18 protein-coding genes and 8 tRNA genes are annotated in these 17,715 nt (G+C 74.3%); 13 read left to right on the forward strand and 13 right to left on the reverse strand.

Features of this window, described 5'->3' with window-relative positions; genetic code table 11:
* The 5 genes from ACW0Q9_RS19140 to ACW0Q9_RS19160 form a co-directional block, all read left to right on the forward strand.
* The coding region (locus ACW0Q9_RS19140) for an MFS transporter (RefSeq protein WP_456183159.1) at positions 1-1,100 on the forward strand (1,100 nt) is incomplete at its 5' end.
* Positions 1,101-1,216: 116 nt separating this feature from the next.
* Entirely contained in the window at positions 1,217-1,771 is a 555-nt protein-coding gene (locus ACW0Q9_RS19145; RefSeq protein ID WP_456183161.1) for an AMIN-like domain-containing (lipo)protein, read from the forward strand.
* 91 nt (positions 1,772-1,862) lie between these two features.
* Positions 1,863-2,543, forward strand: a complete 681-nt coding sequence (locus ACW0Q9_RS19150) for a response regulator (RefSeq protein ID WP_456183163.1) — start codon at positions 1,863-1,865, stop codon at positions 2,541-2,543.
* Between the two features lie 7 nt (positions 2,544-2,550).
* Positions 2,551-3,942 (forward strand): ATP-binding protein, encoded by a 1,392-nt coding sequence (locus ACW0Q9_RS19155; RefSeq protein ID WP_456183165.1) that lies wholly within the window; start codon positions 2,551-2,553, stop codon positions 3,940-3,942.
* On the forward strand, positions 3,930-4,823 hold the full coding sequence (locus ACW0Q9_RS19160; protein ID WP_456183167.1) for a Gmad2 immunoglobulin-like domain-containing protein: 894 nt from the start codon (positions 3,930-3,932) through the stop codon (positions 4,821-4,823). Before ACW0Q9_RS19155 ends, ACW0Q9_RS19160 begins: the two co-directional genes overlap by 13 nt.
* A 28-nt stretch (positions 4,824-4,851) precedes the next feature.
* Here ACW0Q9_RS19160 and ACW0Q9_RS19165 read toward each other — a convergent pair.
* Positions 4,852-4,922: transfer RNA gene (locus tag ACW0Q9_RS19165), tRNA-Cys, on the reverse strand.
* Positions 4,923-4,933: 11 nt separating this feature from the next.
* Positions 4,934-5,006: transfer RNA gene (locus tag ACW0Q9_RS19170), tRNA-Arg, on the reverse strand.
* Between the two features lie 57 nt (positions 5,007-5,063).
* Between ACW0Q9_RS19170 and ACW0Q9_RS19175 the strand changes: the two genes are divergently transcribed.
* Genes ACW0Q9_RS19175 through ACW0Q9_RS19185 form a run of 3 tightly spaced genes read left to right on the forward strand, consistent with a single transcriptional unit; the run spans position 5,064 to position 5,925 of the window.
* A complete protein-coding gene (locus ACW0Q9_RS19175; RefSeq protein ID WP_456183169.1) occupies positions 5,064-5,543 on the forward strand; it encodes a DUF2975 domain-containing protein in 480 nt (159 codons plus the stop codon).
* A complete protein-coding gene (locus ACW0Q9_RS19180) occupies positions 5,543-5,764 on the forward strand; it encodes a helix-turn-helix domain-containing protein (RefSeq protein ID WP_151460477.1) in 222 nt (73 codons plus the stop codon). The genes ACW0Q9_RS19175 and ACW0Q9_RS19180 overlap by 1 nt, the downstream gene beginning before the upstream one ends.
* Positions 5,761-5,925 carry a hypothetical protein gene (locus tag ACW0Q9_RS19185; RefSeq protein WP_456183172.1) on the forward strand — a complete coding sequence of 55 codons (165 nt, stop codon included), beginning with the start codon at positions 5,761-5,763 and terminating at the stop codon, positions 5,923-5,925. Before ACW0Q9_RS19180 ends, ACW0Q9_RS19185 begins: the two co-directional genes overlap by 4 nt.
* Before the next feature lie 6 nt (positions 5,926-5,931).
* On the opposite strand, the gene ACW0Q9_RS19190 is transcribed toward ACW0Q9_RS19185, so the two are convergent.
* From ACW0Q9_RS19190 to ACW0Q9_RS19220, 7 genes are all read right to left on the reverse strand, one after another.
* Positions 5,932-6,004, reverse strand: a tRNA-Gln gene (locus tag ACW0Q9_RS19190).
* 24 nt (positions 6,005-6,028) lie between these two features.
* A tRNA-Arg gene (locus ACW0Q9_RS19195) sits at positions 6,029-6,101 on the reverse strand.
* A 41-nt stretch (positions 6,102-6,142) separates the two neighbouring features.
* On the reverse strand, positions 6,143-7,342 hold the full coding sequence (locus tag ACW0Q9_RS19200) for an RtcB family protein (protein WP_456183174.1): 1,200 nt from the start codon (positions 7,340-7,342) through the stop codon (positions 6,143-6,145).
* Positions 7,343-7,371: 29 nt separating this feature from the next.
* Positions 7,372-7,445 (reverse strand) — tRNA-Gly (locus ACW0Q9_RS19205).
* A gap of 28 nt (positions 7,446-7,473) precedes the next feature.
* Positions 7,474-7,546, reverse strand: a tRNA-Glu gene (locus ACW0Q9_RS19210).
* 32 nt (positions 7,547-7,578) lie between these two features.
* Positions 7,579-7,651 (reverse strand) — tRNA-Pro (locus ACW0Q9_RS19215).
* 106 nt (positions 7,652-7,757) lie between these two features.
* Positions 7,758-7,829: transfer RNA gene (locus ACW0Q9_RS19220), tRNA-Trp, on the reverse strand.
* 352 nt (positions 7,830-8,181) lie between these two features.
* On the opposite strand from ACW0Q9_RS19220, the gene ACW0Q9_RS19225 reads away from it, so the two are divergent.
* Positions 8,182-8,793: a DUF6058 family natural product biosynthesis protein gene (locus ACW0Q9_RS19225; protein WP_456183176.1), complete on the forward strand. Its 612-nt coding sequence runs from the start codon at positions 8,182-8,184 to the stop codon at positions 8,791-8,793.
* Here the strand turns inward: ACW0Q9_RS19225 and ACW0Q9_RS19230 are convergent.
* On the reverse strand, positions 8,771-10,777 hold the full coding sequence (locus ACW0Q9_RS19230; RefSeq protein ID WP_456183178.1) for a GTP-binding protein: 2,007 nt from the start codon (positions 10,775-10,777) through the stop codon (positions 8,771-8,773). The genes ACW0Q9_RS19225 and ACW0Q9_RS19230 overlap by 23 nt on opposite strands.
* Before the next feature lie 187 nt (positions 10,778-10,964).
* On the opposite strand from ACW0Q9_RS19230, the gene ACW0Q9_RS19235 reads away from it, so the two are divergent.
* Entirely contained in the window at positions 10,965-12,101 is a 1,137-nt protein-coding gene (locus ACW0Q9_RS19235; protein WP_456183180.1) for a spore photoproduct lyase family protein, read from the forward strand.
* 44 nt (positions 12,102-12,145) lie between these two features.
* Here the strand turns inward: ACW0Q9_RS19235 and ACW0Q9_RS19240 are convergent, their stop codons facing one another.
* Positions 12,146-12,538, reverse strand: a complete 393-nt coding sequence (locus tag ACW0Q9_RS19240) for a hypothetical protein (protein ID WP_456183182.1) — start codon at positions 12,536-12,538, stop codon at positions 12,146-12,148.
* Positions 12,539-12,701: 163 nt separating this feature from the next.
* Between ACW0Q9_RS19240 and ACW0Q9_RS19245 the strand changes: the two genes are divergently transcribed.
* Both ACW0Q9_RS19245 and ACW0Q9_RS19250 read left to right on the forward strand, forming a co-directional pair.
* Complete coding sequence (locus ACW0Q9_RS19245; RefSeq protein ID WP_456183184.1) at positions 12,702-13,481, forward strand: alpha/beta hydrolase; 780 nt, start codon at positions 12,702-12,704, stop codon at positions 13,479-13,481.
* A 41-nt stretch (positions 13,482-13,522) separates the two neighbouring features.
* Positions 13,523-14,563, forward strand: coding sequence for a M36 family metallopeptidase (locus tag ACW0Q9_RS19250; protein WP_456183186.1), 1,041 nt, complete (start codon positions 13,523-13,525; stop codon positions 14,561-14,563).
* A gap of 37 nt (positions 14,564-14,600) precedes the next feature.
* Here ACW0Q9_RS19250 and ACW0Q9_RS19255 read toward each other — a convergent pair whose 3' ends face one another.
* The gene (locus tag ACW0Q9_RS19255; RefSeq protein WP_456183188.1) at positions 14,601-15,428 is read right to left on the reverse strand and encodes a M15 family metallopeptidase; all 828 of its coding nucleotides are present in this window, start codon (positions 15,426-15,428) and stop codon (positions 14,601-14,603) included.
* A gap of 162 nt (positions 15,429-15,590) precedes the next feature.
* Here ACW0Q9_RS19255 and ACW0Q9_RS19260 point away from each other — a divergent pair, with 162 nt between their 5' ends.
* Positions 15,591-16,616, forward strand: coding sequence for a LacI family DNA-binding transcriptional regulator (locus ACW0Q9_RS19260; protein WP_456183190.1), 1,026 nt, complete (start codon positions 15,591-15,593; stop codon positions 16,614-16,616).
* Between the two features lie 12 nt (positions 16,617-16,628).
* On the opposite strand, the gene ACW0Q9_RS19265 is transcribed toward ACW0Q9_RS19260, so the two are convergent.
* On the reverse strand, positions 16,629-17,715 hold a 1,087-nt coding region (locus tag ACW0Q9_RS19265), incomplete at its 5' end, for a D-alanyl-D-alanine carboxypeptidase family protein (protein WP_456183192.1).

A 17,715-nucleotide genomic window follows, 5' to 3' on the forward strand; every position in this document is an offset into this window, starting at 1 on the left:
TCGCGGCGCTCAGCACCGCCGCCTTCCTGCTGGTCGGGCTGCCCGCCGGGGTCTGGGTGGACCGGTCGCCGCGCCGCACCGTGATGGTCGCCGCCGACCTGGCCCGCGCCGCCCTCTACGCCTCGATCCCGCTGGCCTGGTGGGCGGACGCGCTGACCCTCGGCCAGCTCTACGCGGTGGTGCTGCTCACCGGTGTCGGCACGGTCTTCGGTGACGTGGCCGCGCAGAGCTTCCTGCCGGAACTGGTCGGCCGGGACCGCCTGGTGGCGGCGAACTCTCTGCTCATGACCACCAACGCCACCGTCCAGATCGGCGGCCGGGGATTCGGTGGCCTGCTCGTGCAGTGGCTCGGCGCCCCGCTCGCCCTGGCCCTGAACGCGGTCACCCACCTGCTCTCCGCGCTCGCCCTCACCCGGGTACGCCCCCCCGCCACCGTCGGGACCGGACAGGACGGGCCGGCGGGCGGCTTCGGCCGACAGCTCGCCGAGGGCGTCCGGCACGTGCTGGGCAACCCGCTGCTGCGCCCGCTGGCCGTCTCGCTGACCGGCATCAATCTCACCGTGAACCTGATGACCACCATGCTGCCGGTCGTCTTCCTGCGCGACCTCGGCCTCGGCGCCGGCGCGCTCGGGCTCTTCCTCGGCGCCGGCGGGGTCGGGGCGCTGCTCGGCGCCGTGACCGCCCGTCCGCTGGCCGCCCGGATCGGGCACGGCCGGGCGCTCTGGCTGCCCGGGCTGCTGGTCGCCCCCGCCGGCGCACTGGTCGCGCTTGTCGACACCGGAGCGTGGCTGTGGCTGGCCGGCCTCGGCTGGCTGGCGCTGGCCTGGCGGACCGGGATCGGCAACGTGATCGGCGTCAGCCTGCGGCAACGGGCCACCCCGGACGCGCTCCTCGGCCGGATGAACGCCACCTTCCGGTTCCTGCTCACCGGCGCGATCGCGGTCGGCGCCGGGCTGGCCGGCCTGCTCGGCCAGTACGCCGGCCCCCGTACCCCGCTCTGGGTCGGCGCGATCGGCGCGGCCTTGACCTGGCTGCCGCTGTACCGGTCCCCGGTGCGTACGCTGCCCGACCCGGACCGGCTGCCCCCGGCCGCCGGGTGAACCCGGCACCGCTGTTACCCGGCGGTTACCCGGCTGCGAAGCCGCTGTGGCACGGCGCGCCGACCGTCGGGGCAGGGACGCCGGACGGGGTCCCGGACACCGCCAGGGAGGCCACCATGAGACTGAGGAGAACACTGCTGGCGCTGGTCGTCGTGCTCGGCGGGCTGGTCGCCGGCACCGGCGGCGCGACCGCGGCGGCGCCGTACTGCGGGATCACCTGGGGCAGCACGGCCAAGTCGGCCGGCAACCTCAGCACCGACCCGCTGATCGAGGTCCGCACCGGGCGGCACGACTGCTGGGACCGGGTGGTCTTCGAGTTCGCCGGGCCGGCGAACGGCTACTCCGTCGCCTACGGCGAGACGTACACCGAGGGGCAGGGGCTGGCCCTCTCCCCGTACACCGCCGGGGACGCGCTGCTGTCCGTGTCGCTGCGGGCGCCCGCGTACGACGACGAGCGGATGGCCACGGTGCCCTACCGCGCCGGCGAGCACGCCGCGACCGTGCTCGGCTACCGCACGCTGCGGGACGTCGTCTTCGGCGGCAGCTTCGAGGGCTACACCACCTTCGCGGTGGGCGTCCGCGCCCGGCTGCCGTACCGGGTCTTCGTGCTCAGCGGCCCCGGCACGCACAGCCGCATCGTGATCGACGTGGCCCACCAGTGGCAGGCGTGACCTTTCCGCAGGTGAGAGGGGCCGACCGGCCCCTCATCACCGTCCGTTGCGCCCACGCCCCCCGCGTCGCGCCGGACTACCCTGAGTGGTCATGGAGGGCCGCGTGCTGGTCGTCGAGGACGACGCCTCCATCCGGGAGGTGACGGCCCTCGGCCTGCGCCGGGCCGGATTCCGGGTGGCCACCGCCGTCGACGGCCCGGCCGCCCTCACCGCGTGGCGGGCCGGCCCGGTCGACCTCATCGTGCTCGACGTGATGCTCCCCCGCCTGGACGGATTCGAGGTGTGCCGGGAGATCCGGCGCACCAGTCAGGTGCCGATCCTCATGCTCACCGCCCGTACCGACACCATCGACGTGGTGGTCGGCCTGGAATGCGGGGCCGACGACTACCTGCGCAAACCGTTCGACCTGCCCGAGCTGGTCGCCCGGGTCCGCGCCGTGCTCCGCCGGACCGTCGCCCCGGCCCCCGAGACCACCGTGACCGCCGGGCCGCTGGAAATCGACCCGGCCCGCTTCGTGGCCCGCAAGGACGGCCGGGAACTGACCCTCACCGCCACCGAGTTCCGGCTGCTGCTGGAGCTGGCCCGGCGCCCCGGTCAGGTGTTCACCCGCGAGCTGCTGCTCGACCGGGTCTGGGGGCACAGCTACCTCGGCGACTCCCGGCTGGTCGACGTCGCCGTGCAACGCCTGCGGGCCAAGGTGGAGGACGATCCCGGCGCGCCGGCCCTGATCCGGACGGTCCGCGGGGCCGGCTACAAGCTCTCGACGGGGTGAGCGCGCCATGGTGGCCGGCAGAGTCGTACCCGGACGGTTGCGGCGGCGGCTCGTCATCGCGTTCGTCCTCGTCGCCGGTGTCGCCGCGGGCGCGCTGGCCGGCGGGTCCTACCTCATGCTGCGGCAGGCCCGGTTCGACGGCTCGCTGCAACGCGCGGCGGCCGACGCCCGCTACCAGCTGGTGGTCGCCGCGCAGTTCCTGCCGCTGGCCGACGCCCGCCGCGCCGACCTGCTCACCAGCTTCGAGGAGTCCGGCCGGCACGTGCTGCTGGTGACCGGCGACAGCCAGGCGTCCAACCCCCGGTACGCGCCCATCCCCGGCCCCGACCTGCGCGCCACCGTCGCCGCCGGGCAGCTCGGCTTCCAGCGCACCCCCGGCCGGCCGCACCTGCTGGTCGTCGGCGGCCGGATCCCCGGCTCCACCGCCGAGCTGTACGTGGTGACCGTCGAGGACGACCTCGTCGACGCCCTCGACCAACTCCGCACCGCCTCGGTCGTCGGCTGGGCGGCGGTGGTGCTGCTCGCCGCCGCGGTGGGCAACGCCCTCGCCCGCCGCACCCTGGAACCCGTCGGCCGGGCCAGCCGGGCCGCCCGGGCCGTCGCCGAGGGACTGCTGCACACCCGGCTGCCGGTGCGCGGCCGGGACGAGTTCAGCGCCTGGGCCACCTCCTTCAACGAGATGGCCGAGGCGCTGGAAACCAAGATCGAAGCGCTGTCCCGGGCCCAGGCCCGGGAGCGGCGGTTCACCGCCGACGTGGCGCACGAGCTGCGTACCCCGGTCACCGCCCTGGTGGCCGCGGCCTCGCTGCTCGCCGACCAGCTGGACGCGCTGCCCCCCGACGCCCGCCGGGCCGCCGAACTGCTCGTCGCCGACGTGGTGCGGCTGCGCCGGCTGGTCGAGGAGCTGATGGAGATCTCCCGCCTGGACGCCGGGCGGGAGGTGCTCGCCACCCGTCCGGTGGACGTCGGTGCGCTGCTGCGCGGGATCCTCGCCGGTCAGCAGGGCGCCGGCCGGGCCACCGTGGACGGCGACGGGCCGCCGGTGCGGACCGACCCGCGCCGGCTCGAACGGATCCTGGCCAACCTGGTGGCCAACGGGATCGAACACGGCGGCGGCGACCTGCGCGCCGAGATCCGGCAGACCGGTGCCGAGATCGTGGTCGAGGTCGCCGACCGCGGGCCCGGCATCCCCGCCGCCCACCTGCCGCACATCTTCGACCGGTTCTACAAGGCCGACCCGGCCCGCAGCAGCCCCGGCAGCGGGCTCGGCCTGGCCATCGCCCGGGAGAACGCCCGGCTGCTCGGCGGCCGGCTCGACGTGGCCAGCGAGGTCGGCCGGGGCACCCGATTCACCCTCACCCTTCCCGTCGACGCCGGGAGCACCCCATGCGACGCCTGATCCCGCCGCTCGCCGCGCTGCTGCTGCTCGCCGCCGGCTGCGCCCCGCCGCGCACCGGCACCCTCGGGCCCGCCCCGGCCGGCCCGTCGCCCACCACCGCCGCCGGCCCGACCGGCGCGCCCACCGCGCCGACCCCGTCCGCGCCGGGCACCTCGGCCACACCCGGCAGGACGGGTACGCCGGCCACCGCCGCCCCGTCGCCGCCGGACGGGACGCTGACCGTGCAGCTCTGGTTCGCCCGGGGCGGGAAACTTGTGCCCACCCGGCGTGCGCTCCCGGCCACCGTGGCCACATCCCGGCTGGCGCTCACCGAACTGGCCGCCGGCCCCTCCCCGGCCGAGACCGCCGCCGGCCTGAGCACCCTGGTCCCGGCCGGCACGCAGGTGACCCGGATCGCCGGCGGGGTGGCGACACTGTCGCCCCCGGCCGGCTTCGACGCCGGCGGGGCGGCCACCGCCCGGCTGCGCCGGGCCCAGGTGGTCTGGACGCTCACCCAGTTCCCCACCGTGCGGCGGGTCGCCTTCGCCCCGGCCGACAGCGCGACCGGGCGGGACGACTACGCCGACCTGCTGCCCCCGATCGTGGTGACCGCTCCGGCGATCGGCGACCGGGTCGGCAGCCCGGTCACCGTCACGGGGACCGCAAACGTGTACGAGGCCACGGTGAGCTTGCGGGTGCTGGACGGCGCGGGCCAGGAGATCGGCACGGCCTTCACCACCGCCTCCTGCGGCTCCGGCTGCCGCGGCGGCTACCGGCTGGACGTCCGCTACCGGCGCGCGGCGGCCGGACCGGGCACCGTCGAGGTGTACGAGGTGTCGGCGCGCGACGGCTCCCGGATCAACGTGGTCCGCATCCCGGTTCAGCTGGCCGCCGCCCGCTGACGCGACCCCACAGCGGACGGCATGGTCGAGACCAAGCGGGGATTCGAACCCCGGTGCGCGGAGTTGCAGTCCGCTCCCTGGCCGCTCGGGCACTTGGTCGGGTCGGTACGTGCCCCCGGCTGGATTCGAACCAGCGGCCTTCGGATTCGGAATCCGACGCGCTCTCCGCTGCGCCACGGAGGCATGGGCAATCATGCGAAACCTATTGACTTTCGATAGGTTACGAGTGATAGTCGATGCATGTTCACAGCTCAACGGGCGGTGGCTCCGCTCAAAGCCTTCCTCGTGCTGCTGTTCGGGATCCTGGTCCTGTTCCAGGTCATGTCGCTGCCCGGGCAGTTCGCGCACATGGCCAGGGAAGACCCGGACATGGCCTACCTGAGGTGGCCGGCGACCGCGGTGACGGTGTTCTGGGTGCTCTGCGTGCAGGTGGTGATCGTGTGCACCTGGAAGCTGCTCACCCTGGTCAAGAACGACCGCATCTTCAGCGAGGCGTCGCTGGCGTGGGTCGACGCGATCGTGTGGGCCATCGCCGCCGCGTGGGTGGTGCTCGTGGGCGTCTTCCTCTACGTCGGCTTCAACGCGGACGACCCGGGCCTGCCGATCCTGCTGTTCCTGCTGGTGACCGGGGTGACCGTGCTGGGGTTGCTGATGGTGGTGATGCGGGAGCTGCTGCGGCAGGCCACCACGCTCCGGACCGACATGGAAGCGGTGATCTGATGCCCATCGTCGTCCGCATCGACGTCGAGCTGGCCAAACGCAAGATGAGCGTCGGGGAGTTCGCCGAGCGGGTCGGTCTCACCCCGGCGAACGTCGCGGTGCTGAAGAACGGCCGGGCCAAGGCGGTCCGCTTCAGCACGCTGGAAGCCATGTGCCGGGTGCTGGACTGCCAGCCCGGTGACCTGCTCGAGTGGGTCGAGGAACAGGGAGAAGACCGATGAAGTACCTCCTCGCCGTCGTCGTCATCCTCGCCGTCGCGGTCGGCGTCGCCGGCTTCGTGTACGGAGAGGCCGACGACTCGCCCGGCCTCCAGCTCCTGGCCGGCCTGTTCGTCATCGGCGCGGTCGCGATCGGCGTGCGGATCGTCCGGCGCAGCCGGTGACCGTCGCTGCGAGCTGAGGATTCGAACCTCAATTCTCCGATCCAGAATCGGATGTGCTGCCTGGTTGCACCAGCTCGCATGGGATCCGCGGACCCGCGGACCGTGCCCCGACCAGGATTCGAACCTGGGCTCTCCGGTTTCGTAGACCGGCGCGCTCTCCGCTGCGCCACCGGGGCGGACGACCGGCGCCCCGCCCCCTCCAGGGGCGCCGGTCGGTTCAACCCTTCACGCAGACGACCTGCTTGAGGTGGGCGACCACCTCGACCAGGTCCTCCTGCTGGGCCATCACCTGGGTGATGTCCTTGTACGCGCCGGGGATCTCGTCGACCACTCCGGCGTCCTTGCGGCACTCGACGCCCGCCGTCTGCGCGGCCAGGTCGGCGGTGCTGTACGTGCGCTTCGCCTGACCCCGCGACATCCGCCGCCCGGCGCCGTGCGACGCCGAGCAGTAGGCGTCCAGGTTGCCCTTGCCGCGCACGATGTACGACCCGGTGCCCATCGACCCCGGGATGATGCCGAGGTCGCCCCGGCCGGCCCGGATCGCGCCCTTGCGGGTCACCAGCACCTCGACGCCGTCGTAGCTCTCCTCCGCCACGTAGTTGTGGTGGCAGGAGACCGGCTCGTCGTAGCTGACCTGCGGGAACTCCTCCCGCACCACCCCGCAGAGCAGGGCGAGCATGACGGCCCGGTTGCGGCGCGCGTACTCCTGGGCCCAGAAGAGGTCCCGGCGGTAGGCGTCCATCTCCGGGGTGCCGGCGAGGAACACGGCGAGGTCCCGGTCGGGCAGGTCGACGTTGTGCGGCAGCCCGCGGGCCACCGCCATGTGCCGCTCGGCCAGTTCCTTGCCGATGTTGCGGGAGCCGGAGTGCAGCATCAGCCAGACCCGGCCGTCGTCCGGGCCGCCCTGCTCCAGGCAGACCTCGATGAAGTGGTTCCCGCCACCGAGGGTGCCCAGCTGGCGCTGGGCCCGGGTCTCCAGCTGCGCGACCTTCCGGTCGAGGGTGCCGAAGCGGCGCCAGAACTCGTCCCAGCCGCCCTGCTCCAGGCCGCGGATCCGGCGCGGGTCGACCGCGTCGGCGCGCATGGCGAAGCCGACCGGGATGGCCGCCTCGATCGCGGTCCGCAGCGGGGCGAGGTCGTCGGGCAGGTCGGCCGCGGTGAGCGAGGTGCGGACCGCGGACATTCCGCAGCCGATGTCGACACCGACCGCGGCGGGCGAGACGGCCTGCCGCATGGCGATGACCGAGCCGACGGTGGCTCCCTTGCCGAAGTGCACGTCCGGCATCACGGCGACGCCCTGCACCCAGGGCAGCGCGCCGATGTTGCGCAGCTGCCGGGCCGCCTGCGCCTCGATCGTGTACGGGTCGGTCCAGACCCGGACCGGCGCCCGGGTACCGGCCAGCGGGGTGAAACCCATCGTCGTCTCCTCGGTTCAGGGTGTGTCCGAGCGGCTGGCCGGATTCGAACCGGCGATCTTCACCATGGCGAGGTGACGCGCTGCCTGACTGCGCTACAACCGCGTGGCGGTCCCGAGGTCGGGACCAGGCGTAGGCCGTACGGGACTCGAACCCGTAACCTCCCGGGTGAGAACCGGGTGAGCTGCCATTTGCTCCAACGGCCCGTGCGGGACGGCGGGTGCCGTCCGGCGTGGTGTCCGGGACCGCGGAATCGAACCGCGTGTCTCTCGCGCCCAAGGCGAGCGGGTCAGCCAGCTCCCTCGTCCCGGTTGCCCGGCCGGCGCTGGCGCGCCGGCCGGGAATTCGTGCTCATGCCGTCCACTGTGGAGTTGAGAAGATGCGACGTCACCGGCCGGAGGTCGGGACGAGGTGGAGCAGGGGCGGCAGGATTCGAACCTGCAACCGTCGGGTTTGGAATCCGGTGCTCTTCCGTTGAGCTACGCCCCTCGGACCCGGTGACGAGAAAGCCGCCCGGTCCCTGGTTCGGGGCGGGCGGCTGCGCGTGCGTGTCGCGCCGGCGCTAGTCGCGCCACCACCCCGGTTGCCACTGCTGCCGTCGGCAGCGACCCAGGCCCGCTTCGCGCGGCAGGGCACCGCCGCGCGGCGCGGGCCGCTCGGCCTGGGTGCGGTTCTGCTGCGACACGGTGTGCTCCCTGGGTGGTGGTGCCTGTTGATGTTGGCCCGTTCACGGTACGGGCGGGGCCGGGAACGCCGCAACGGATATTCGCGAGCACGTTTCGGCCGACCCCGAATGGTGCGGGCCCTAGCCTCTGGCCAGGCGATACGGAAGGGGCACGGGATGGACTGGCGGCGTCGGGTGGCGGAACGGTTCCGGCAGGTCAACGGGGAGCATCCGATGACGGCCGCGGACGACGCGTACGTCAGCGCGCAGTTCGAGACGCTCGACGCGCTCTGCGCGGCGGCCGGGCGGGATCCGGACGGCGTACGCCGGTTGATGCTGGAGCGGCGGCTGCCGCTGCCGGGCTATCTACGCTCGGACGGCGCGGAGATGGTCCCGGCGGACCTGTTCGCGCTGGCCGAGCGGGCGGGCGGGGTGGACGCGCTGCCCGGCTGGTTCGTCGGGCAGTGGGCGGACCGGGCGCGCGGCGCGGCGGAGTGGGACGCCTACCTCAGCGGCCGGTACGTCTGCCTGCGGTCGGTGTCGCCGGAGTCGATCCGGCGCAAGGACGAGTTGACCGAGGCCATAGGGGCGGCGCCGGCCGAGCCGGACGCCGGATCGGCGGCCTGGCTCGACCGGCTGCACGCGCTGGTCGACGAGTTGGACGCGCTGGAGCCGGCGTTCACCGGCTACGACCGGCTCCGGTTCGGCGGTCCGACCTCCCGGGACACCTGTGTGGACGCGGTGCGGGCCCGGTACCCACGGCGGGTCAGCGCGCCGGCCGGCCGGTGACCCGGCGGGCGACGGCGAGCAGGTACTCCTTGCGGTGCAGCGGGTCGTGGTCCCAGCGCGGCCGGCTCGGGGCCGGCCCGCGTACCGGCCGGTAGTGGTCGAACTCGGCCTCCAGGGTGCCCTCGCCCCGGGTGAGCCCCGGCAGCCGCTGCTCCAGCGCGTGCACCCGCCCGGCCGGCACCTCCCCCTCGATCAGGTAGGAGGTGCCGCGCAGGGTGCTGGTGCGGGTCGCCGCGCCGAGCCCGGCGAGCACGGGCAGCACCGCCCCCACCAGGTCGGCGGGGAGGTCGAGCCGGAAGCGGTGCACCGGCTCGTGGACGCGGGTTCCGGCGCGGGCGAGCGCGGTCATCAGCACCAGCGGGGTGAGGTTCCGGAAGTCCCCGGCGGTGCTGGACATGCTCTTGTCGAACACGCCGTGGGCGTGGCTCTGCCGGGCCCAGTAGCCGCCGTGGGTGAGGGTCACCACGCAGTCGATGACGGCCCAGCCGCGCAGGCCCTGCCGCAGGGTCTCCCGGACGGTCTCCTCGACGGCCTTGAGGAAGGCCAGCGGCATCGAGCCGAGTTCGATGCCGAGCCGGAACTCGACGCCGCCGCCGACCGGCCCGGGCTCCACGCGCAGGCCGACGGTGCCGAGGAACGGGTTGGGATCCCTGCCGATCCACTCGACGGCGGCGCCCACGCCGAGCACCCGCTCGACGCAGACGGTGGTGGTCTCCCGGAAGGTGACCGGAACGCCGTAGTCGTCGGCGAGGGTGGCCGCGATGACCTCCTTCTGCACCTCGCCGTAGAGGGACACGGCGATCTCCTGGCGCCGGTCGTCCTGGCGCAGGTTGATCAGCGGATCCTGCTCGGCGAGCTGGGTCAGGGCGGCGTGCAGGGCCGGGCGGTCGGCCGGACGCACCGGTTCGACGACGGTCTCCAACGTGGGCGGGGCGAAGTGGCGCCGGGCGGCCGGGCGGTCGGGGCCAACGCCGAGCACGTCGCCGACGCGGACGTCGGCCAGGCCGTGCAGCCGGACGATCCGGCCGGGACCGGCCGCCTCGGCGGGCGTCGCCTCCCCGCCGTCGAAGACACCGAGGGCGGTGACCCGGGCCTCCCGGCCGCCGCCGTGGCGGATCCGGTCGCGGACCCGCACCGTGCCGGCGAAGATCCGGGCGTACGCGAGCTTCTCCCCGGCCGGGCCGCGCTCGACCTTGAAGACGGCGCCCGAGAGCGGGGCCCGGTCGTCGCCCGTGGTGGCGGGGAGCAGCGCGATGACGGCGTCGATCAGGTCCTCCACCCCGGCCCCGGTGATGGCGGAGCCGGCGAGCACCGGGTGCACGCGGGCGCGCGCGGTCTGCGCGGTCAGTGCTCTCCGCAGCCGGTCCGAGGTGACCGACCGCCCGTCGGCCACGTACGCGGCCAGCAGCGCGTCGTCGTGCGCGGAGAGCAGGTCGACCAGGCGGGCATGGTGGCCGGGGTCGCGCGGCGGGTGCGGGATCCAGCGGGCAGCCGGGGTGCCGGCGGCGTCGACCCGGCCGAGGGCGACGACGTCGGGGGTGAGCCGGTCGGCGAGCTGGCGCAGCACCCGGTCGGGGTCGGCGCCGGCCCGGTCCACCTTGTTGACGAAGAACAGGGTGGGGATGCCGAGCCGGTGCAGGGTGCGGGCCAGCACCCGGGTCTGGGCCTGGACGCCCTCGACGGCGGAGACCACGAGCACCGCCCCGTCGAGCACACCCAGCACGCGTTCCACCTCGGCGATGAAGTCGGGGTGGCCGGGGGTGTCGATCAGGTTCACGGTGGTCCCGCCGACGGCGAAGGACACCACGGCGGAGCGGATGGTGATGCCCCGCTGCCGCTCCAACGCCAGCGTGTCGGTGCGGGTGTTGCCGGCGTCGACGCTGCCGGGCTCGTCGATGACCCCGGCGCTGTGCAGCAGCCGTTCGGTCAGGCTGGTCTTACCGGCGTCGACATGGGCGAGGATGCCGAGATTGAGGGTTTTCACGAAGCGTCATGTCCTCGGGGTAGGCGGTCAGTGCCGTCAGGTGGGACATCGACGCGGCTCGCATTCTCGGGCTCCTCCCCTCGGTGGACGTCGTGCTCGATTGGAGCAGGCGGCGCGGGCGCCGGCAACCGATTAACCCGTTCGGGGCGGGGCGTTGCGTCGGCGGCGCAGCGGGTAGACGGCCCGGATGAGCCGAGACGACGCCGGGCCGGTGGACGTCGACCAGCCGCTCGCGGTCGGCGTACCCGCGGCCCCGCACGACGCGAGCGGCGAGCGCGTGCCGACCCGCGACCTGTCGGGCCTGGCGCCGCCGCCTCGACCGGCCCGGCGGTGGACGCCGAAGCGGGTGGTCGCCACCCCGGCCGCGCTGGAGCACCCGCACGGCCGGCGGATCGTCGAGCGGGTGGCGGCGCTCGGCATCGACGTGGAACGGCTGCGCGGGAACCGGGTCACCGGGCTGCGCGGGGAGACCGCGCGGGAGACGTACGCCCCGGCCAAGTCGACGCTGGCGATCGTGGTCAGCCCGCCGTCCCGGCGCCGGTTGCAGCCCATCGCGCCGAGCGCCGACTGGCGGGTGGACCTGGCCGAGGGCTGCCCGGCGCACTGCCAGTACTGCTACCTGGCCGGATCGCTCACCGGGCCGCCGGTGACGCGGGTCTACGCCGATCTGGACGACATCCTGGACGGACTCGCCGACTACGTCGGACGTGGGACGGTGACCAGCCGCCGGGTCGCGCGGGCGGGCGAAGGAACCACCTTCGAGGCGTCCTGCTACACCGATCCGCTGGCCCTCGAGCACCTGACCGGGAGCTGGCAGCGGGCGGTGCGGCACTTCGGCGGCTGGGCCGCGCCGGTGCAACTGCGCTGGACGACCAAATACGACGACGTGGACGGCTTCCTCGGGCTGCCGCACGCGGGGCGGACCCGGGTGCGGTTCAGCGTCAACTGCCGGCCGGTGACGACCCGGTTCGAGGGCGGCACGAGCCGGGTGGAGGACCGGGTCGACGCGCTGCGCCGGCTGGCGCTCGACGGGTATCCGGTGGGGCTGACGATCGCCCCGATCATGCCGCTGCCGGACTGGCGGCGGCACTACGCCGAGCTGCTGGACCTCGTCGCGACGGCGGTGGACGGGGTGCCGGCGCTCGACCTGACCGCCGAGCTGATCACGCACCGGTTCACGCCGGGCAGCAGGGAGGTGCTGCTCGGCTGGTATCCGCGTACCCGGTTGGAGATGGACGAGGCGTCACGCAGCCGCAAGCACGGCAGGTTCGGCGCGGTCAAGTACGTCTACCCGCGGGAGACCATGGCCGAGCTGCGGTCCTAGTTCGACCGTGAGCTGGCCGAGCGGTTGCCGGCCTGCCGGGTGCTCTACTGGACCTGAGCCACCGGGTGACGCTTCATCTCCTCCATGAAGGGGTAGCGCGCGGTCAGCTCGGCGAGCGTGCAGCCGGCCCGCCAGGCGGCGGCGACCTGGGCGACCTGGAGCAGGTCGGTGGCGTCGCCGCGGGCCTGGACCTCGCCGTCGACCCGCAGGTCGATCATGAAATAGCGCGCCTGGGCGCCGAGGCTGACGCAGACCACCCCGCGGTCGGAGGTCGCCTCGGCGCAGGTGAACCGGCTGCGCCCGTGCTCGGGCGCGGTCACCCGGCCGATGTCGAGCTGGTGCCGGGCCGCGGTCTGTACGAGGGCGGGAGCCAGGCCGCCCGGCTCGACCAGGTCCGGGTAGAGGCGCACACCCAGTGCCGTCGACACGTCGCTCATGACTGACTCCCACTTCCTCGTGACAGAGACCAGCAGCACGCAGGTTACGGGTGTGTTTCCGGCGCGCCTGGTCATCCTGTCCCCCCTGGACGCCCCACGGCAATAGGAACGGTCGATTCGACCACCAACGGGCCCCCATCCGTGGCCGGGTACGCTCCCGCCCATGGCCCGGATCCGGTGTGACTTCTTCTCCGCGGCGCTCGGAACGGGCACGTCGATGACGGTGCTGCTGCCCGACCGGGACTCCGCCGGGATCGGCATGGCCGGCGCGCCCACCGCCGCGGATCCGCCGGTGCTCTACCTGCTGCACGGCCTGACCGACGACGACACGATCTGGACCCGGCGCACCGCGATCGAGCGGTACGTCGCCCCGCTGGGCCTCGCCGTGGTCATGCCGCAGGTGCAGCGGAGCTTCTACTGCGACGAGGCGCACGGCAACCGCTACTGGACCTTCCTGAGCGAGGAGCTGCCCGAGGTGTGCCGGTCGTTCTTCCGCCTCTCCGACCAGCGGGCGGACACCTTCGTGGCCGGCCTGTCGATGGGTGGTTACGGCGCGGTGAAGTGGGCGCTGCGCCGGCCGGACCGGTTCGCCGCGGCGGCCAGCCTCTCCGGCGCCCTGGACGTCGCCCGGCGCCGCCACCACCCGACGCACCCCATGGACCCCGCCGTCTGGCACACGGTGTGGGGTGACCGGGACGTGGCCGGCCCGGAGGACGACCCGGTGGCGCTGCTGGAGCGGGCCGGCGACGACCTGCCCGCGCTCTACGTCGCCTGCGGCACCGAGGACTTCCTCTACGAGGACAACACCCGCTTCGTCGACACGGCGCGCCGTCGCGGGCTGCCGGTCACCGTGGACTTCTCCCCGGGCGACCACGACTGGGCGTACTGGGACGCGAAGATCCAGGACGTGCTCGCCTGGCTGCCGCTGCGCCGCGACGGCTGACGCGCCTATTCTCAGCGGATCGATCCGCCTCCGAAGGGATCATGATGCACCCCCACATCCGACGTTCCGCGCTGCTCGCCTCGGCGGTCACCGCGGCGCTGGTGGCCGGCGGCACCACCGTCCAGGCCGCCGGCGACCCCTACGACCACAGTGCCACCGCCACCGTCTTCGCCCCGAACCCTGTCCAGCAGCTCGGCGACCAGTCGCTGACCGACCAGAAGGACGCGGACTACCCGGAGCTGGCCGGGGCGTACCGGTCGGTGCTGCTGACCAACCTGGACGGCTCGGGCACCCTCACCGGCAGGTACGTCGTGGTCAAGAGCAAGACCGGCACCCCGGCCCGCGTGGCCGACGGCGCGTACCCGGCCTGGCACCGGGACGCCGACCAGTTCGAGCAGGTGATGGGCTACCACTGGGTGAACACCGCCCAGGCGTACCTCCAGTCGCTCGGCTTCGGCAGCACCCTGCGGCCGGTCAACCAGCGGCAGATCGAGCTGCGCATCGACCAGTACGGCGGCGACAACTCGTTCTTCCGCGACGACAAGGCCAACATCACCCTCGGCAAGGGCGGCGTGGACGACGCCGAGGACGCCGAGGTGATCGTCCACGAGTACGGCCACTCGGTGCAGGACGGCCAGGTGCCCGGCTTCGGCACCACGCTGGAGTCCGGCGCGATCGGCGAGGCGTTCGGCGACTACCTGGCGGTCACGGTGACCAGCTGGGCCACCGGCGTGCCGACCCGCACCCCGGAGGCCTGCGTGGCCGACTGGGACGCCGTCTCCTACACCCGCACCGCCCCGCACTGCCTGCGCCGCCTCGACGGCACCAAGGTCTACCCCGCCGACCTGGTGGGCGAGGTGCACGCGGACGGCGAGATCTGGTCCCGCGCGCTGTGGGACATCCGCACCGCGCTCGGCGACCGCCGTGCCACCACCCTGATCGTGGAGGCGCAGTTCGCCTTCACGACGGACGTCACGTTCCGCGACGCCGCGCTGGCCACGGTGGCCGCCGCGCAGCGCCTCTACGGCACCCAGGCCGCGACCGCGACCCGGGCCGCCTTCGTCGCCCGCGGCATCCTCTGACCGCGGCGGTGGGCGCCGCTCCCCGCCGGGGCGGCGCTCACCGCAGCGACGACCGGGCCACCGGGAAGTCGAAGTACGTGTCCGGGTACGGCTCGTCGACGTACCGGTAGTGCCACCACTCGCGCGGGTAGTTCTCGAAGCCGTGCGCGGTCATCAGCCGCTTCAGCAGCTCGCGGTTGGCCCGGGCCGCACCGGCGATCCGGGCGTCGGCGGTGTGCGCGCGGGGGTCGAAGCAGTCGAACCCGGTGCCCATGTCGACGGAGTTGTCCGGGAAGCGGCGCCCGGCGGGCGCGGTGCAGGCGACCAGCGGCTGGCCCGGCACGTACCCGGGTTGGTCGGGGGTGGGCACCGGGACCAGGGTCAGGTCGAGGGTGCTCCCCCGGCTGTGCGCGGTGGGCGCACCGATGTACCCGTCGGCGAAGAGCCGGTCCTTCGGCTCGTCCGGATAGAACTCCCCCTTCATCCGCTGCTCGCCGGGGAGCTTCGCCCAGGCGACGAACTCGTCCACCGCCCGCTTGGGGCGGTAGCAGTCGTACACCTTGAGGCTGCGGCCCTGCGCCAGGGCGGCGGCCTGCACCCGGTGCAGCGCCTCCGCCGCCCGGCGGGTGAGCAGGCAGAGCGGCTCGGGGTAGCCGGTGACCGGCCGGCCCACGAAGTTGTGCGCACTGGCGTACCGGATGTCGGTGCGGACGCTCGGGTCGACGGCGGCCAGGTCCACGATGTCCGCCGGGGCGCGGGGCCCGCTCGGGCTCGCCGATGGCGGAGGTGGTGGTGGGGCCGGGCGCGGGGCTGGCCGCTGGCACCCGGCGACGAGCGCCGTGGCCAGCCCGGCCAGGGCCGCGGCCACCCGTGTCCCGGTCTCCACCCTGCCGTGTCTACCAGCATCGCCGGCCTTTCGGGCCGGCATCGCCCGCACCGGCCCGCGCTGTCCTCAACCCCCAGCTCGTACGGCAAGATGGCCGGGATGGGACGGGCCGGCCGTCCCGGGTTCGCGGCCGGCGCTTCCGGCCGGCTGAAGGAGACACGGGTGGGCGCGGACGACGAGGGCAGGGTCACCATCACCGCGATCGCGCGGGAGGCCGGGGTCTCGGTGCCCACCGTGTCCCGGGTGCTCAACGGGCGCTCGGACGTCGCCCCGGACACCCGGGAACGGGTCGAGGAGCTGCTGCGCCACCACGGCTACCAGCGCCGCGGCAGCCGCACGGTGCGCCGGGCGAACCTGGTCGACCTGGTCTTCAACGACCTGGACAGCCCGTGGGCCGTGGAGATCATCCGGGGTGTCGAGGACGTCGGCCACGCGGTCGGGGTCGGCACCGTCGTGTCGGCGATCCACCGCGAGTCGACCTCCACCCGCCAGTGGTTGCAGAACCTGCGGGCCCGCGCCTCGGACGGGGTCATCGTGGTGACCTCGCACCTGACCCCGCCGGTGCACGCCCAGCTGCGCCGGCTCAACGTGCCCGTGGTGGTGGTCGACCCGGCCGCCGGGGTGCCGGGCACGGACGTGCCGGCCATCGGGGCGACCAACTGGGCCGGTGGCCTGGCCGCGACCGAGCACCTCCTTGGCCTCGGGCACCGCCGGATCGGCTTCGTGGCCGGCCCGCCGCACCTGCTGTGCAGCCGGGCCCGCCTCGACGGCTACCGCGCCGCACTGGAGGCGGGCGGAGTGCCGCCGGACGACCGGCTCGTGCAGTCCGGCGACTTCTACCACGCCTCCGGTTTCACCGCCGGCAGCACGCTGCTCGACCTCGACGACCCGCCCACCGCGATCTTCGCGGCCAGCGACCAGATGGCCTTCGGCGTCTACGAAGCTGTCCGCCGCCGAGGCCTGCGCGTCGGCGACGACGTCAGCGTTGTCGGCTTCGACGACCTGCCCGAGGCCCGGTGGGCCTCCCCGCCGCTGACCACGGTGCGGCAGCCGCTGGTGGAGATGGGCCGGCTCGCCGCCCGCACGATCCTGCGCCTGGCCCAGGGTGAGGAGATCGAGTCACCCCGGGTCGAACTCGCCACCGAGCTGGTGGTCCGGGACAGCACCGCGCAGCCCGTCGGCCGGTAGGCCGGGGCGCTCTCAGGCGTCGTCCGGAGCTGTCGCACCCGGCGGCGCCGTACCGGGCGGCATGGTGGCGGCGAGTGCGGCGGCGTGCCGGCGGCGCCGGGCCAGCAGCACCGCTCCCCCGACCACCAGCACCACCCCGACCGCGATCGAGGGGCCGGCGCCCGGCCAGGCGCCGGTGGCCGCCGAGCCGGCGCCCCCCAGCCCCGCGCCGCCGGCGAGGGCCGGCGCCGCCCCGGTCGGCGACGTGGCGGCCCGGTCCAGTTCGCCGGGGCGGACCAGCCGGCCGACGGCCGCGTCCCGCGGCAGGCCGAAGCCCCAGTCGAGCAGGGCGGCGCCCTGCTGCCAGCCGCGCTGGGTGGCGGTCTCCGCGCCCAGCACGGTCACCACCAACCGCCGGCCGCCGCGCTCGGCCGCGCCGACGTACGTGTGCCGGGCCAGGTCCGTGAAGCCGGTCTTGCCGCCGATCGCGCCCGGATAGTGGTCCAGCAGCATGTTGTCGTTCTGAATCTGGAACGCCTTCTCCCGCAGCGCCGGCTGGGCGGGGACCGTCGCCGTCCGGGTGGCCGTGTACCGCCGGAACGCCGGGTCGGCGAAGCACGCCCGGGCGATCAGCGCCAGGTCGTACGCGCTGGTGAACTGACCCGGACCGTCCAGGCCGGACGGCGTGACCGCGTGGGTCTGCCGCGCGCCGAGCCGCCGGGCCTCCTCGTTCATGGCGCGGATGCCCCCGGCCGTCCCGTCCGGGCCGCCGCCCAGCCGGGCCAGGGCGTTTGCCGCCTCGTTGCCGGACTTCAGCAGCAGCCCCAGCCAGATCGTCTCGATCCGGTACCGGCCGCCCGCGGCCAGGCCCACCGCCGAGCTGCCCGGCTCGATGGCCAGGTCCTCGTCGGTCACGGTGACCTCGCGGTCGGGGTCCAGCCTCGGCAGCATGGCGGCGGCCAGCAGCAGCTTCTGCACGCTGGCCGGTACGCCGTACTCGTGCGGGCCGCAGCCGCCGAGCACCGCGCCGGTGTCCAGGTCGGCGACCACCCAGGAGGTCGCGGTCACCGCCGGCGGGGCGGACGCGGCCGGCGGCAGGACCAGGCCGGCGGTGGCCAGG

It is taken from the genome of Micromonospora sp. I033 (assembly GCF_053890995.1).

Excerpts from the sequence above, each read along its gene's own strand:
- ACW0Q9_RS19245 (WP_456183184.1), top strand. The coding sequence starts at position 12,702 with ATGGCCCGGATCCGGTGTGACTTCTTCTCCGCGGCGCTCGGAACGGGC.
- ACW0Q9_RS19250 (WP_456183186.1), top strand. The coding sequence starts at position 13,523 with ATGATGCACCCCCACATCCGACGTTCCGCGCTGCTCGCCTCGGCGGTC.
- ACW0Q9_RS19145 (WP_456183161.1), top strand. The coding sequence starts at position 1,217 with ATGAGACTGAGGAGAACACTGCTGGCGCTGGTCGTCGTGCTCGGCGGG.
- ACW0Q9_RS19155 (WP_456183165.1), top strand. The coding sequence starts at position 2,551 with ATGGTGGCCGGCAGAGTCGTACCCGGACGGTTGCGGCGGCGGCTCGTC.
- ACW0Q9_RS19240 (WP_456183182.1), bottom strand. The coding sequence starts at position 12,538 with ATGAGCGACGTGTCGACGGCACTGGGTGTGCGCCTCTACCCGGACCTG.
- ACW0Q9_RS19235 (WP_456183180.1), top strand. The coding sequence starts at position 10,965 with ATGAGCCGAGACGACGCCGGGCCGGTGGACGTCGACCAGCCGCTCGCG.
- ACW0Q9_RS19150 (WP_456183163.1), top strand. The coding sequence starts at position 1,863 with ATGGAGGGCCGCGTGCTGGTCGTCGAGGACGACGCCTCCATCCGGGAG.
- ACW0Q9_RS19185 (WP_456183172.1), top strand. The coding sequence starts at position 5,761 with ATGAAGTACCTCCTCGCCGTCGTCGTCATCCTCGCCGTCGCGGTCGGC.
- ACW0Q9_RS19175 (WP_456183169.1), top strand. The coding sequence starts at position 5,064 with ATGTTCACAGCTCAACGGGCGGTGGCTCCGCTCAAAGCCTTCCTCGTG.
- ACW0Q9_RS19225 (WP_456183176.1), top strand. The coding sequence starts at position 8,182 with ATGGACTGGCGGCGTCGGGTGGCGGAACGGTTCCGGCAGGTCAACGGG.
- ACW0Q9_RS19160 (WP_456183167.1), top strand. The coding sequence starts at position 3,930 with ATGCGACGCCTGATCCCGCCGCTCGCCGCGCTGCTGCTGCTCGCCGCC.
- ACW0Q9_RS19200 (WP_456183174.1), bottom strand. The coding sequence starts at position 7,342 with ATGGGTTTCACCCCGCTGGCCGGTACCCGGGCGCCGGTCCGGGTCTGG.
- ACW0Q9_RS19180 (WP_151460477.1), top strand. The coding sequence starts at position 5,543 with ATGCCCATCGTCGTCCGCATCGACGTCGAGCTGGCCAAACGCAAGATG.